The 15,106-nt window shown below is 28.9% G+C and carries 18 protein-coding genes; 12 read left to right on the top strand and 6 right to left on the bottom strand.

Annotation, left to right across the window (positions count from 1 at the left end):
• The first annotated feature begins 17 nt into the window (after positions 1–17).
• The 3 genes from KHQ81_14425 (at position 18) to KHQ81_14435 (ending at position 1,444) form a co-directional block, all read left to right on the top strand.
• On the top strand, positions 18–227 hold the full coding sequence (locus KHQ81_14425; protein ID QVK18001.1) for a hypothetical protein: 210 nt from the start codon (positions 18–20) through the stop codon (positions 225–227).
• Positions 228–442: 215 nt separating this feature from the next.
• A complete protein-coding gene (locus KHQ81_14430; protein QVK18002.1) occupies positions 443–940 on the top strand; it encodes a hypothetical protein in 498 nt (165 codons plus the stop codon).
• A gap of 147 nt (positions 941–1,087) precedes the next feature.
• Positions 1,088–1,444: a helix-turn-helix transcriptional regulator gene (locus KHQ81_14435; protein QVK18003.1), complete on the top strand. Its 357-nt coding sequence runs from the start codon at positions 1,088–1,090 to the stop codon at positions 1,442–1,444.
• A 159-nt stretch (positions 1,445–1,603) separates the two neighbouring features.
• Here the strand turns inward: KHQ81_14435 and KHQ81_14440 are convergent, their stop codons facing one another.
• Complete coding sequence (locus KHQ81_14440) at positions 1,604–3,031, bottom strand: DDE-type integrase/transposase/recombinase (GenBank protein ID QVK18004.1); 1,428 nt, start codon at positions 3,029–3,031, stop codon at positions 1,604–1,606.
• A 211-nt stretch (positions 3,032–3,242) separates the two neighbouring features.
• Here KHQ81_14440 and KHQ81_14445 point away from each other — a divergent pair, with 211 nt between their 5' ends.
• From KHQ81_14445 to KHQ81_14455, 3 genes are all read left to right on the top strand, one after another.
• Positions 3,243–4,073, top strand: a complete 831-nt coding sequence (locus tag KHQ81_14445) for a hypothetical protein (protein QVK18005.1) — start codon at positions 3,243–3,245, stop codon at positions 4,071–4,073.
• A 135-nt stretch (positions 4,074–4,208) separates the two neighbouring features.
• Positions 4,209–4,505: a hypothetical protein gene (locus KHQ81_14450; protein ID QVK18006.1), complete on the top strand. Its 297-nt coding sequence runs from the start codon at positions 4,209–4,211 to the stop codon at positions 4,503–4,505.
• A 45-nt stretch (positions 4,506–4,550) separates the two neighbouring features.
• Positions 4,551–5,039, top strand: coding sequence for a GNAT family N-acetyltransferase (locus KHQ81_14455; protein QVK18007.1), 489 nt, complete (start codon positions 4,551–4,553; stop codon positions 5,037–5,039).
• Positions 5,040–5,134: 95 nt separating this feature from the next.
• Here KHQ81_14455 and KHQ81_14460 read toward each other — a convergent pair whose 3' ends face one another.
• Positions 5,135–6,460 (bottom strand): MFS transporter, encoded by a 1,326-nt coding sequence (locus KHQ81_14460; protein ID QVK18008.1) that lies wholly within the window; start codon positions 6,458–6,460, stop codon positions 5,135–5,137.
• Between the two features lie 131 nt (positions 6,461–6,591).
• Between KHQ81_14460 and KHQ81_14465 the strand changes: the two genes are divergently transcribed.
• From KHQ81_14465 to KHQ81_14490, 6 genes are all read left to right on the top strand, one after another.
• Entirely contained in the window at positions 6,592–7,560 is a 969-nt protein-coding gene (locus tag KHQ81_14465) for a zinc dependent phospholipase C family protein (protein ID QVK18009.1), read from the top strand.
• Between the two features lie 12 nt (positions 7,561–7,572).
• Entirely contained in the window at positions 7,573–8,112 is a 540-nt protein-coding gene (yfcE, locus tag KHQ81_14470) for a phosphodiesterase (protein ID QVK18010.1), read from the top strand.
• Positions 8,113–8,213: 101 nt separating this feature from the next.
• The gene (gene dusB, locus KHQ81_14475) at positions 8,214–9,206 is read left to right on the top strand and encodes a tRNA dihydrouridine synthase DusB (GenBank protein ID QVK18011.1); all 993 of its coding nucleotides are present in this window, start codon (positions 8,214–8,216) and stop codon (positions 9,204–9,206) included.
• Positions 9,207–9,223: 17 nt separating this feature from the next.
• Complete coding sequence (locus KHQ81_14480) at positions 9,224–9,658, top strand: RDD family protein (GenBank protein QVK18012.1); 435 nt, start codon at positions 9,224–9,226, stop codon at positions 9,656–9,658.
• 142 nt (positions 9,659–9,800) lie between these two features.
• On the top strand, positions 9,801–11,267 hold the full coding sequence (gene lysS / locus KHQ81_14485; protein ID QVK19659.1) for a lysine--tRNA ligase: 1,467 nt from the start codon (positions 9,801–9,803) through the stop codon (positions 11,265–11,267).
• Positions 11,268–11,572: 305 nt separating this feature from the next.
• Positions 11,573–12,451, top strand: coding sequence for a 2-oxo acid dehydrogenase subunit E2 (locus tag KHQ81_14490; GenBank protein QVK18013.1), 879 nt, complete (start codon positions 11,573–11,575; stop codon positions 12,449–12,451).
• 181 nt (positions 12,452–12,632) lie between these two features.
• Here KHQ81_14490 and ispF read toward each other — a convergent pair whose 3' ends face one another.
• The 4 genes from ispF to KHQ81_14510 form a co-directional block, all read right to left on the bottom strand.
• The gene (gene ispF / locus KHQ81_14495; protein ID QVK18014.1) at positions 12,633–13,109 is read right to left on the bottom strand and encodes a 2-C-methyl-D-erythritol 2,4-cyclodiphosphate synthase; all 477 of its coding nucleotides are present in this window, start codon (positions 13,107–13,109) and stop codon (positions 12,633–12,635) included.
• 15 nt (positions 13,110–13,124) lie between these two features.
• On the bottom strand, positions 13,125–13,811 hold the full coding sequence (gene ispD / locus KHQ81_14500; protein QVK18015.1) for a 2-C-methyl-D-erythritol 4-phosphate cytidylyltransferase: 687 nt from the start codon (positions 13,809–13,811) through the stop codon (positions 13,125–13,127).
• Between the two features lie 53 nt (positions 13,812–13,864).
• Positions 13,865–14,875 carry a class II fructose-bisphosphatase gene (gene glpX / locus KHQ81_14505; GenBank protein ID QVK18016.1) on the bottom strand — a complete coding sequence of 337 codons (1,011 nt, stop codon included), beginning with the start codon at positions 14,873–14,875 and terminating at the stop codon, positions 13,865–13,867.
• A gap of 64 nt (positions 14,876–14,939) precedes the next feature.
• On the bottom strand, positions 14,940–15,101 hold the full coding sequence (locus KHQ81_14510; GenBank protein QVK18017.1) for a hypothetical protein: 162 nt from the start codon (positions 15,099–15,101) through the stop codon (positions 14,940–14,942).
• Between the last annotated feature and the right edge of the window lie 5 nt (positions 15,102–15,106).

Consider the following 15,106-nt stretch of genomic DNA (forward strand, 5'->3'; position numbering starts at 1 on the left):
ATCAATTTGAAATATGGATGTGGACTTATATTGAACATATCGAACTAGGAAATACTGTTGATGAAAATATTGCTATATATTTCTATGAAAATAGTAAAAGTGGATACTATAGGTATAGAGCACTACTTATGCTTGACTCAATCAATGCAATCACTGCTGAAATATTAGATGAAATACCGCATGATGAATATTGGCGAATAGTAGAATTTGCAGCTTCAAAGAAATAGAATAAAAGATATCATTTGTGATTAGTAAAAAAAGTGTGATTTAAATATCGTAAGGACAACTATAGCTAGTCCATAAAGAACAACTATATTAAGTATACCAAGGTACTATAAGATGATAGTGCCTTTTTTAACTTCTGTGGTAAAATATTAAAGAAGGTTGAGTTAATTTTTATTCTTTTTCTAAACCTTAGTATTTAACATAGGGAGTGATGTGAATGAGAGAGTTATTATGTGAAAAAAGATTTGATATAATTAGTAATAAGGACAAAGAATTTATAATTAAGTTTAATAAAGAAATGAATAAACTAGGATATGGACACAAAAATGTAATTGGACCTGGATATTGTTGGGGTAAATACATGATCATTTATTCCAAATTAGGAATTAAAAGCAAAAAAATTGTGAGTAGAATATACATCCGTAAAGAAAGTATTGTACTTAGGTTATATTTGAATAAAATAAATAGACATAAAGAGTATATAGAGAATTCAGAAGATTTTATTCAAAAGGCATTCATTAGTGAATATGGTGATTGTGGAAAATGTCACAATAATCATGATGGAGAGTGTAAATTTAGAAAGTCTTATTCATTACATGATACATTATATAACAAGTGTAATGGTACTACATTTGAATTTGGTAATCCAACTACTGAGAAGTTAAGTGGATATATTGGCTTGCTACGAGAGTTTTATCCAGGAACTAGTAAATAAACACTTTAAAGAAATTTAACATTACAGTTTAGTAAAGACAAGTATGGTGTTATTTAGTAACACTCTTTTTAATACAACAATATAGTTACATTTTTAAAAACTAACCTATGTTATACTTTAATTGTTGATCAACAAGGAAGTGATAAGATGATTAAATTGTATAAAGTTATAGATTATATTGAATCTAATTTGTTTTTAGATATTAGTTTAAATGAAATTGCGAAGGAACTTAACTACTCAAAATATTATTTAAGTAGAGAATTTAACACCAAAATAGGGATGTCAATTCCAGATTACATCATTACCCGAAGGTTTACGGAAGCTATTTTGCATATTAAATCTACAGATGATTCTATCAGTGACACAGCTTTTAAATGTGGCTTTAATTCATCATCATACTTTATAAAAAAATTTAAAAGCAAATTTGGTATTACACCTAAGGTGTATTTAAAGAAAAATGTATATTTGAACTTGTTAAGAAGAGTTCAAGGTAGTGTCAAATAAATTATGAAAACTCATGATAACTCTATGACCCAAAATAAAAAAAACTGGAATTGTAGTATGTTAGATTACAATACTCAGTTTTATCTTACTATATCATTATATGCAAATAAAAAAGGCATATTTAAATACGCTTATATAGAGATACTCCTTAGTTAAAAATTAGTTTATATAAGAGTAACTCATATCTATTAGAGAAAGCCATTTGCTTGGCATATGAGGTAAATCCTCAAACTCTTCTAATTTAACAGGTGGGTTATAACCTAACGATTTATGTGGTCTTAGAAAGTTAAAAAACGTTGTAAACAAGACCATATAAGCATTAGCGCTCTTGATATTACCAAATCCGTTCATTTGGATATAATCGTCTTTGAAAGTTCTATTTAAACGCTCAGTTACTTGTTTAAATGGACGGTAATCCTTGTCTGTTTTCGTGTTATTAGTGAGTCCTATAACTTGAAATAAATCGAAATTTATGTTCATGCTTTTAAAGTATGACCATGCAACGTTGTAAATAGGATTACCATCCACAACTACTTTCAAATTCTTAGGTAGTTCAGTGTATTTTTTGAATGTTTGATATAGTGAAACGACTGCTGAAAAAGTATCACGTTTACTAAAAACTTGATAAGAAGTAATAATCTTTTTAATTTTATCTGAGAAGAAGAAGATATAATGCTTCTTCCCCTTAACCCTAACATATGTTTCATCCCCACAAAGGTCAGATGATAAATCATATGGGTAATTTTCAAGTAAGGGACGAATCATTGTAGAAACACTATTTGCATAATTCATCACGGTTTGATGGGAAATCTTAACTTGGTGAATATCATACATGATAGCTGCAGTTTTCCTACTCGACAAACCGTAGTTAACGTAATACGTTAAGATTAAGCCTAGAGTATGCTTAGAATGTCTGATATTGGCTAAATCAACCTTCATATTTAAATTAGACATAGAGTCACGTTCTAGGGAATCAAAGTTAATATCGAAAGCACGATAGATATAATGAAGTTTAAATTTACCTGGTTTCTTTTTGAATTGTTTTAATTGATCTGGTGTTAATTTCTTTAATTTATCTAAATAAAAGGAACATTTCTTATGTCTACATTTATAAATAATATAACTATTACGGTCTTTAATTCTTTCAAGGTTCTTTGAACAATGAGGACATTTTAAAATAATCTTTTCAAGAAAATCATTATTCAAGGTAAATGTATGACTACATACCTTACAAAGTAACTGTTTTGATTTAATATTATTTTCATAGATGTAATCATGAGGAGCACCACAAATAGGGCAATTTCCTTTGAAATCAAGTTTTGATGGCCTTCGTCTAGTAACTGGTTTGAGATGCTTATTGTACTTTAAAAAATACACATTAAGCAATTCTTGATAATCTAGCTTTTCAACCTTCTGAATAATAGGTTCACCATCAACAGTGAACTTCCTAAAAGGTTCATAATAAGTGCCAGATGACTTAGAACTAGGTGTAGAAATAATGTGTGAATCTAGAAAAAGAATAAATTTATAAAGTAGTTTGTTTAAATACTTTAAAAATACTGAAAGAACTGATATAATTTTAACCATGATAGATACTCCTTATAGTTTTTTTGTGGTGATTAAATTATATCAGGTGTATCTATCTTTTTGTATATAAAGGGTTAAAAAAATATAACGAGAAACCTCCCAAACACAGGGGGGGAACTCATTATATAATAAAAAATAATATATATATAAGGTTTTGTATAGGGTTTAAGAAAAACTTTTACACTACCGAGTTCAAGTTAGGGAGGGTAAAATGAAATTTGATAGTATTGAATCTTTGGTAGAATATATAACTAATAACATTGTAGACCTTGAAGATTTTAGTAGGTTTTCTGCAACTATTGATAATTGTGTTTTCCTAGATAATGATAATGAATTCATTGAGATGGTCTACTTACTTCAAAGATCACATAACAGTATTTTATATTACATTAAAATTAACTTGTTAATTAGTACATTCGAAAAGAGAATAATTGCTGATGATCAATTCCAAGGCGTTGTAAAACTAGAATCGATTTTTAAAGAAAACAGTGATGTTTATGTTCAAACTTTTCATAATAAGAACAATATTACATTAACTGCTAAGCTAGTACATATAGGTGAAAGAAGATATACTGTAGGTGTATGTAGATTAAACGATGACATCATTAGTTCAATGAAAGAATACATTCCATATGGACAACAGATAAATAAAGAAGTTATAAATGAAATTATGAAATTATCAAACAACATCGAAATTGAACAATACATTTCAAGTGATTCGACAGTAGATATAATTAGACATTATAACGACTTGTTTTTGTTTGCCAAACTAGAAAACGGAAATAAAACTTTAACTTTGTATTCAGTATTAGTTGATATGAAAAAGAAAAATTATGTATATGATTGTGAGTTTGTTTTTAATAATTTTGGAATGCAACCAACACTGAAATGGGAAGAAAATAAACTTTGTATATTTTTAGATGATAAATATTTCGCTGAAGTGAGTTTAGTTAAAGGAAATGAATATAACGCACCATTTGCTTTAGAATTTGAAAACGGATTGAGAGGACTTACTTCGCAAATCAAAGATATTTGTAATTAAAAAATACCAGCTCAATAGCTGGTATTAAAGCACATAGTAAATTAGTAAAGATATCAATATCCCAAGGTGCTGTCAGATGATGGTGCCTTTTTTGTTATATGTGTGGTAAAATATATTAATAAGGAGATGAGTTATATGAAGAAGGAAAGTATTATATTGTTAGTATTAAGTATAGTAATTTATCCTATTGAGTTATCTTTTTGGTGGGTTCCAACAAAAACTATTAATGAGATGGGATTGAATGGACTGTATATTTTAACTATATTTGGACCATGGTTTTTATCAATAATATTAATAATTTTAAGTTTGAGTTATTTAAAAAAATCAAATGGTAATAAATTGTTTAAAGTCAGTTTATGTTTGAGTAGCATATTTTTCTTTTTACCTATAGCATTCTTTATATATGTTATAAGCTCTGGTATTACTGCATAAGTAAACCTTAGTATAGACTAAAAGTATAATGGTGAGGGGATAAACATGAATATTAATATTAGAAAGGCAAATAAGGATGAATATGAAGTACTAGGGGAAGTTCATTATGAATCTTGGTATGACACTTATAAAGATAAAATGTGTGATGATTTTTTAAGTTACAATAATATAAGTAAATTAGTAAATGATTTTATACCTAAAATTTCTAATACAATAGTAGTTGAAGTAGACAAAAAAATAGTTGGATTTTTGTATTATAGAAAGATAGATAAGGTGGGACTAGAAGTTCATGAATTATATATATTAAAAGAATTTCAAGGTCAGGGCTTAGGTAAAAAGTTAATCAATTATTTACTTGAATTAAACAAAAATATTAGTGACGTGATTTTATGGGTATTAGAAAAAAACGAACCAGCAATTTATTTTTATAAGAAATATGGATTTCATGATAATTATAAGAGAGAATATATTGAAGTTTCTTCAGGTGTTAAATATACTGTTTTATGCTATGAAATGAATAATCCATTTCAATGATTATACTAAGTTCTGTAGGGTATGCTGTTGAGATGTGAATAATAAAAAAGGAGAAAATTTATATGTTTTCTCCTTTTTGGTTTTAGTAATTTAATTTATTTAGTAATAGTATTATTTGTTAATTCATTCTTATCTAGTTTATATCTTGATGAGATGATTAATAAAACTAATCCGATAAGGAGTAGTGGAATTAAAGCTAAAGTAGCTAAACGAGTATTATTGGATAATGAAACTGTTAATCCCATTAATATTGGTCCCATTACAGAAGCAAATCGACCAAAGATATTAAAGAATCCGTAGTATTCACCTGATTCATGTTTAGGAATTAGTTTTCCAAAGTAAGCTCTACTAACAGCCTGTAAACCACCTTGGGCAGAACCGATTAATGCCACAAAAATGAGTAAATCTACAGTAATGCTACCCGTCATATGACCTAAAAAATAACCTATCAGACAAATACCAATATAAGCCATAATCCCATAAGCTAACATTTTGATTTCGCCAAACTTCTTAGCGAATGCACCGAAGGCGATTGCACAAGGAAAAGCAATCACTTGAACAACTAGAGATACTGCTAAAAGTGCCATATCTGTAACTTCATGAGATTTAGCAATGATTACAGCTGACTTAATAATGGAATAAACCGCATCGATAAAGAAAAAATAGGCAAGTAAATAAAAAACTAATTTTGGTTGTTTAATGATCTTTTTGATTGTTTTACCTAATCGTGTGAATGTATCTTTAATCCAGTGCTCACTCTTTTCTAGATAATATTTTTGTTCAACATTTTTAAGCATAGGTAATGAATAGAACCACCACCAGAGTAAAGAAATGGCGAAAGCGATTGCGATGGCGATTTTAGGATCAAATTTTATTATTTCTAAATAAACTAATCCATAGATTCCTATACCTAAAATAAATGGAATACAACTACCGATATAACCCCATGCATAACCAGCAGATGATACTTTATTATATCTATCTTCAGTTGTAACATCAGTTAGAAATGAATCATAAAAGACATTAGCTGCTGTATAACCTATTGTCGCAATGGAATAGATGATAAGTATTACTTGCCAAGGAATCACTGGGATACATAATAATAATCCAAATATTAATCCAATAGACAACGATGCTTTAAAGAATTTTTTCTTATGACCCTTAAAATCAGACATTGTACCTAGGATTGGGGATAATATAGCTACAATAAATGAGATGATACCTGTTGCATATAATAAAATGGAGTTGGCGATATTATTATTTGTCGATTCATTCGCACTAAAGGCTCCCTTTGTGATTAAGAGATATAATAATGGAAATAATACGGTCACTATGGTTAATGTGTACGCTGAATTGGCGATATCATACTTAATCCAACTTTGTTCCTCTTGATTGAATTCTTCTAAAAAACTATCAAACATATACTTTCTCCTTAATTTAATTTTTTATAAATTTATAGTATAATAGAGTTGTTAATGTTTTCATTATAACATAAACTAAAAATAAATAAATGAAATTATGATTTTGTTTTTGTAAAGAAGAGGAGATAGTTATGCCTGATTTTGTCACTCACGCAACATTTGCGCTTGATCTTATAAATAAACTAGATAATGAAAAATTAAAGGACATCTTATCAAAGCATCAGTCTTCCTATTTTCTTGGAGCACAAGGGCCAGATGTTTTTTATGTCCATCAGTTATTTTCTTTAAAAAGAAATCCTCTATATGATGGTTTAGGGAATGTGATGCATGATACTAAAGTAAAAGATTTTTTTGTTGAAAGTATTAAATATTTAAAAAATAATTATAGTGAAATTTTACATAGTTATCTATTTGGTTTTATGTGTCATAATGTCTTAGATCGGAGTGCTCATCCTTATGTATATCATGTTACAGGAGAAGGAGATAAAAAATATCGGGGGAATCATGTTCGTTTAGAACGAGCGATTGATAGTTGGTTTATTATTAACCGGTGGAATGTATCATCTCCCCATCGGTTTAAGATTTATAAACACATATTAAATTTTCGATTGAATAAAAATATTTTTGTTCCATATTATAATTATGTTTTAAATAAGGTTTTTAATATTAAAAATGGTGGAGAAGTATTTATTAATTCAGCGATAAATTATAAGAGATATTCGAAAATATTATATGACCCTTTTGGTATTAAGAAGAAATTCGCTAGATGGGTTGATATACATTTTAATAAAACGGGTAAAATTGTTTTAGAAACATTATTTTATTATAAAAATATAGATGATACAATTGATTACATGAATTTTAATAAAAAAGAATGGCATCACCCAGTGTTAAATGAAATGAAGTCAACTGAAAGTTTTTTAGATTTATATAATCATGGTCTAAATGAAGCTAAGAATGAAATAGGAACGATAAATTTATATTTAGATAATAGTATTGATGAAACAGAATTAAAATCAAAAATACGTGATTTATCCTATGCTACAGGTTTAAATTGTACTGATAATAATGATATGAAATATTTTAATGTCATATTTTAAAGGAGTGATAGATTGAAATTATTATTTGCATCAGATATACATGGTTCTTTTTATTATACGAAACGATTAATTGAAATTTTTCATGAAGAAAAAGCTGATAAATTAATTTTACTAGGTGATATTTTATATCATGGACCTAGAAATCCACTAACAAAAGATTACAATCCCATGAAAGTCGCAAATTTATTAAATCAATACCGTGATCAAATACTTTGTGTACGTGGTAATTGTGATAGTGAAGTAGATCAAATGGTGTTAGATTTTCCAATGATGGCAGATTATACACAGCTAGTTGTGGATAACTATCAATTTTTCTTAACCCATGGTCATTTATATAAACCAAATGATATTCCTGATTCGGGTAAAAATATTTTTGTATATGGTCATATACATGTTCCTGTGTTAGAAAAAAACAATGTTTTTGTATTAAATCCTAGTTCAATCGCTTTACCAAAAGAAAATAATCCAAGTACCTACGCAATTTATGAGAACAATATGATTCAGATAAAAACATTAGATAATAGGATTATTAAAGAATTAGAATTATCATGATAATAAGTTATGTTAAAAGCATAACTTTTTCATTTTTGTCGATTATAAAAATAAATTGATAAATGAAGTAAAAAATTGTAAAATAAGATAAAGGTGATAAAATGAAGTGGAACATAAATGATATTGAAATAGCTAATCAGGTGGTCGTTGCCCCAATGGCAGGTATTAGTAATGTAGTATTTAGAAAAATATGTAAGAAAATGGGGGCAGGGTTAATTTACGCTGAAATGGTAAGTGATAAAGCCTTAATCTATGAAAATGAAAAGACTTTTGAAATGTTGCAGGTTGACAATTCAGAACAACCTGTTACAATGCAAGTCTTTGGTGGAGATATTTCTTCAATTGTTAATGCAGCTAAAATTATTGATAAACGTTGTAATGCGAAAATCATTGATATCAATATGGGATGCCCAGTTAATAAAGTTGTAAAATCTGATGCTGGAGCTAAATTGTTATTAGAACCAGATAAAATATATGAAATCGTGAGCCGTGTAGTTGAGGTTGTAAAAAAACCAGTGACGGTAAAAATGAGAACAGGTTGGGATAGTCAAAGTATTTATGCATTAGAAATTGCTGAAAAGTGTGAGAAAGCAGGGGCTGTAGCGATTGCTATACATGGTAGAACACGTGCACAGATGTATGAGGGGCATGCTGATTGGGATATTATAAAACAAGTTAAGGAAGTTGTTAAGACAATTCCAGTTATAGGAAATGGTGATGTTAAAACAGCGATAGATGCTAAACGGATGTTAGATGAAACCAAAGTTGATGCAGTAATGATGGGGAGAGCAGTATTAGGGAATCCATGGTTAATTAAACAAACTGTTCATTATTTGGAAACCAATGAATTGTTAAAAGAACCAACTCCATCTGAAAAAGTGCAGCAAGCATTAACGCATCTAGATTCTTTAATGGATTTAAAAGGAGAGAAATTAGCAGTATTAGAAATGAGAAGTCATATTCCTTGGTATATTAAAGGGTTATATGAAGCAACAAGTGTTAAAAGAAAGATTAATACATTAAAGACAGCTGTTGAAATTAAAAAGGTGATGTATGATTATTTAGAAAGAATTAATCAATATTCTACGCAATAGAATAGAGGGTGGTCTGTATGAAGAAAAAGTATGTTTTGGATCGTTTTATATCGTTATGTTATGATTATATATTTGTGATAATCGTATTGGGGATTATTACCTTTGGATTAGATTTTTTAAACAAACAATATGTCCATTTTAACCATTCTTGGTATGTGATAATTGCCATAGATGTTTTCGTGTATCTATTTGGCTTTTCATTTATTTATTTAAAATTAGATGGTTCAGTTGGAAAATCCTTAAATGATTTTTATATAGAATCAACCTATGGGACAATAACATATGGGAGAATTTTATTTAGAGAAATAATTATGAAACAGTTATTTTATCTAACAGTTATAGGATTTTTGATTGAAGTCATATTCTTTATTGTTAAAAAAGATACTATACACGATTATTATTTAAAAACAAAGGTTATTAAAAAAGGAATTGATTTTTCAAACAGAAGATAAAAAAGGTAATTTATTTAGAAAAAACAAATAATACTTAGTTGTATAATTCATAATATATTTGGTATAATGGTTTAAGTTAAACAAAGGAGTGAAAAAATTGAGCGATCAAATAAAAGAAAATGAATTGAATTTAAATGAACAGATGATAGTTCGTCGTGAAAAGTTAGAATTTTTAAAAGAAAAGGGAGTCGATCCATTTGGTAAACGATTTGATCGAACTCATAATACAAAACAAGTTAAGGATCAATTTGAAAATTTTAATAAAGAACAATTAGAAGAAGAACACCATGTAGTGGTTATCGCTGGTCGGATGATGACAAAAAGAGGACAAGGAAAAGCAGGATTTGCTAATATCCAAGATCAATATGGTCAACTCCAAATTTATTGTCGAAAAGATCGTTTAGGGGATGATTATGAATTATTCACTAAAGCAGATATCGGTGATATCATTGGTGTGAAAGGTGAAGTATTTAGAACGCGAACTGGAGAATTAACCATTAAAGCTACTGAATATTATCATCTTACAAAAGCATTAAGACCACTACCAGATAAATTTCACGGGTTAAATGATATTGAAGAACGCTATCGTCGTCGCTATGTTGACTTAGTCGCAAATGAAGAGACACGTCGTCGTTTTGAAATTCGTTCTAAAATCATGTTTGCTTTACGTCAATATTTTAACAACCTAGGTTATTTAGAAGTTGAAACTCCAATTTTAAATACTATTTTAGGTGGTGCTGCAGCGAAACCATTTGTAACCCATCACAATACGTTAGATTTAGATATGTATTTACGTATAGCACCTGAGTTATGGCTGAAACGCTTAATTGTCGGAGGTTATGATGGTGTTTATGAAATAGGTAGATTATTCCGTAATGAAGGAATGTCTCAAAAACATAATCCAGAGTTTACAACACTTGAACTTTATCTAGCTTATTCAGATATGGATGGCATGATGGAATTATCAGAAAATGTTATTTCTTATTTAGCTGAAGAAGTTTTAGGAACAACAGAAGTTGAATATGAAGGAACAAAAGTTAATTTAGCAAAAGGCTGGAGTCGTGTTCATATGGTTGATGCAATCAAAGAATATGCAGGAGTTGATTTTTGGAAACAGATGACCTTTGATGAAGCAAAAAAAATAGCTGAAGAACATAACATTGAAGTTCCTGCACATTATACAGGTGTAGGTCATATCATAAATGAATTTTTTGAACATTATGTTGAAGAGAAACTAATTCAACCAACTTTTATTTACGGGCATCCAGTAGAAATCTCACCACTCGCTAAAAAAGATGATAATGATTCTCGTTTTACTTCTCGTTTTGAGTTATTTATAATTGGAAGAGAATATGCAAATGCATTCAGTGAGTTAAATAATCCAATTGATCAACGTGAACGTTTTGAGTCACAATTAAAAGAACGCGAATTAGGAAACGATGAAGCAAATGAGACGGATGAAGATTTTGTTGAGGCATTAGAATATGGTATGCCACCAACCGGTGGAATTGGAATTGGGTTAGACCGTTTAATTATGCTTCTAACTAATTCATCAAGTATTCGTGATGTATTGCTATTCCCAACGATGAAACCAATTAAACAACAATAAAAGTATTAAAAACTGCCATTGGCAGTTTTTTAATTTATATACTGATTTTTATAATTTTATAATCTGAATAAAAACAAAACAAGATAAGAAGTATAAAACATATATACATATCTAGAGTATTTAGAAACATGGAAAAAGTTTAGTGATTAAGATTAGGTCTTTTAATTATATTTTTAAATGTAAGTTAGTCCTCTTATTAGTGTAGATACAGATATTGGTAAATTTGTTTTGGGTTATTCACATAATGTAGCGATATGCCAAAATTTATGATATAATATTAGGAAGAATAAGAAGGAGAGAATGAAATGAATAAAAAGAAAAGGCGATTTGGTGATAGGTATGATGGTAGAATATTAAAAAACGTCGATCCATTTTTCAAAATTATTCCATATATAATGAAATCACGAGTAGATGCACAAGTATATTTTGATGATAAGATAATCCTCACTAAAACAGAAAAGTTTTTACTAGAGAAAAGAGAAGAAAAAATAAATATTGGTTTCTTGCATATTGTTTGTGCTGCAATGGTTAGAACAATTTCACAAAAACCTAAATTAAACCGATTTGTGAGTGGAAGAAAAATGTTTGCTCGTAATGGTATTTATATTAGTTTAGCTGTTAAAAAAGATATGACTGAAGATAGTCCTGAAACTACTGTAAAAGTGAAATTTAAACCAACTGATACAATTTTTGATGTAGTTGAAAAAGTGAATCGTGTAATTAATGAAAGTCAAGGTCAAAAAACTAGCAATGAAACGGATAAAACCGCAAAAATGATCTCTATGTGCCCACGATTCGTTATTAGTATATTAGTTAAATTCTTAACTTGGTTAGACAAACATGGAAAGATGCCTAAAGTTATTAACGAAGTAAGTCCTTTTCATACAAGCTTATTTATAACTGATATGGGGTCATTAGGAATTAGACCGGTTTATCATCATATATATGATTTTGGAACAACATCTATTTTTATTGCCTTTGGTATTAAAAATAAAGAAAAAGTATTTGATCGTAATAATAACATAATTGAACGTAAATTTATTGACATGAAAATCGTAGTAGATGAAAGAATTTGTGATGGATTTTATTATGCAAAAGCTTTAAGAATCTTTAAACGATACATGGAAAATCCTCATCTTTTAGAAAAAGCTCCTGATAAAGTTGTTGAAGATAACGAAATTTAATATTGATAACTTGCATAGCAAAATTGCCTTGCAAGTTTTTTTATGTATGTAAAAATTGTAGTTAGAAATTTAAACTAAGTATAGAGCTGAATAATAGGTTTACTATAAAAATTCTATCAAAAAACACTAGAATTTATAAAAAATCCTAGTGTATCTTTTCTTAGAAAGTTTATCATTTTAGTTATTTAATTAATAACACGACTGCTTCGCAAGCAATACCCTCATTTCGACCAATAAATCCTAGTTTTTCACCACGTGTTGCTTTTATATTTATGTTTTCTACATCAGTTTCTAATAACTTCGCAATCAAAGTTCTCATATGTGGGATATGAGCTACCATTTTTGGTTTTTCAGCATAGATAGTTGCATCAAGGTTATTTATATGATAACCTTTTTCTTTTGCTAAATTGTAAGCATTTGATAAAAGGATTTTTGAATCAATGTTTTTATAAGCTTTATCTGTGTCTGGAAAATGAGTACCGATGTCACCTAAACCTAAAGCACCAATAATTGCTTCAGTAATGGCATGTAATAAAGCATCAGCATCACTATGTCCTAAAAGACCTTTTTCAAAGTCTATTTTAATGCCGCCTAATATTAAATCTCTATTTGGTACTAACTGATGAATATCAGTAGAATGACCAATTCGTATATTCATAAAAGCTCCTTCTTTCTAGTTAAAGTATTTATCATATAAACGCTCAGCATAGATTAAATCTTCTTTTGTCGTGATTTTAATATTCTCATAGTTTGATTCAATGAGTTTAACTGATAGTGGCGTATATTTTTCAACTAGACTAGCTTCATCTGTTCCCAAGAAATTTTCTTCTTTTGCTAATTCATGTGCTTTTTTGATTAAACTTGTTTGGCAAGCTTGTGGTGTTTGAACAGCATATAGAAATTCTCTTGGTAAGGTTTCTTTAATGAAATTATTGTTTACATACTTAATGGTATCTTTTACTTTAACACCAGGGATACAGCATCCATTAGTTTTAGCTTCTTCTACTAATTGATGAATTAATTCTCTTGTGATAAATGGTCTGGCTCCATCGTGAACTAAAACAATATCATTTGTGACATTTTGAAGACCATTATAAACACTATATTGGCGTTCATAACTGCCGCTGACAATCATACATTTTTCAGTATATAAGTCATGTTGTTTTAGGATTAACTCTAGGTCTTTTATTTCTTTTTCATTTCCTACAATAATAATTTCAGTGCAATTTTCATCATCTAGAAATTTTTGAATTGATAATGTGATTAATGGTTTATTCTTTAATGTAAAAAACATTTTATTATAGCCTAAGTTCATTCTTGAACCACTACCAGCAGCCAGAATAATCGCAGTATATTTCATCTTATCACCTTTAAATCTGTATTAAAATAATTTTAACACAGATAATTCAAAATTTAAATAAAATAGGGAGATAACTCAACATCTTTCTTTTCTAAATCGTGTATCGATTTAATTCTTCGGATGGTTCCAGTTTTACCACGGATTAATAATGTTTCTGTTTCAGATATATTTCCTTTTCGACTAATTCCATCCAAAAGATCTCCTTTTGTGATTCCAGTTGCTGAGAAAATAATATTATCATTTTTAACTAAATCATTTAATTTTAATATTTTATTAGGTGTAACATTCATCTCTGCACATCGTTTCTGTTCCATCTTAGAAATTTGTCGATTCTCAAGTGTATCTCCTTTTACGTCTTTTCTTAAGAGTAGTTTAGCATTCATATCTCCACCAAACGCTGTGATTACTGCTGCAGAAACAACTCCCTCTGGGGCACCCCCAATACAATATAAAACATCTACTTCACTAAATGGCATACAAGTTAATATGGAAGCAGCAACGTCACCATCTGGAATTGCATATACTTTAATTCCTGCTTTTTGCATATTTAATATCAATTTATCATGTCTTGGTTTTGCTAGTGTGATGACTGTTAAATCAGTTAATTCTTTATTTAATTTTTTAGCGATTAATTTCATATTATCTAATAAAGGTAAATTCAAATCAATAACACCTTTAGCCATAGGTCCTACAATAAGTTTTTCCATATACATATCAGGCGCCTTTAAGAAAGCATCTTTTTCCCCAACTGCTAATACAGATAATGCATTACTTTGTCCTAAAGCAGTCATACGGGTACCTTCTATTGGATCTACAGCGATATCAACTGGTGCTCCTGTCCCATTTCCTACATTTTCTCCAATATATAGCATTGGGGCTTCATCTATTTCCCCTTCACCAATGACAATTTCTCCATTAATATTAATTCGATTTAACATGGTTCTCATCGCTATGACTGCTGCATGATCTGCACTGTTTTTATCTCCACGCCCAAGCCATTTATAAGCAGCAAGTGCAGCAGCTTCAGTCACACGAGAAAATTCTAAGGCCAATTCTCTGTTCATTTCTATTTCCTCCAATTATATAATTAATAGAAAATACTTCACTGAAGTGAAGTATTTTAATAATTTATACTAGTATTAACGATTTATCATGGTCTTGTGTAGAGCATGGCGAAACCGTATCAGTCATTCTACATTGTGGATAATTATATACTAGTGTAGTCATATCAATCATAGGGGTTGACTTTAGTTTAAATACACAACCGTTTTTTAATATAACTTTTGACATAGTAT

The organism is Mycoplasmatota bacterium (assembly GCA_018394295.1).
Lineage (GTDB): Bacteria > Bacillota_I > Bacilli_A > Haloplasmatales > Haloplasmataceae > JAENYC01.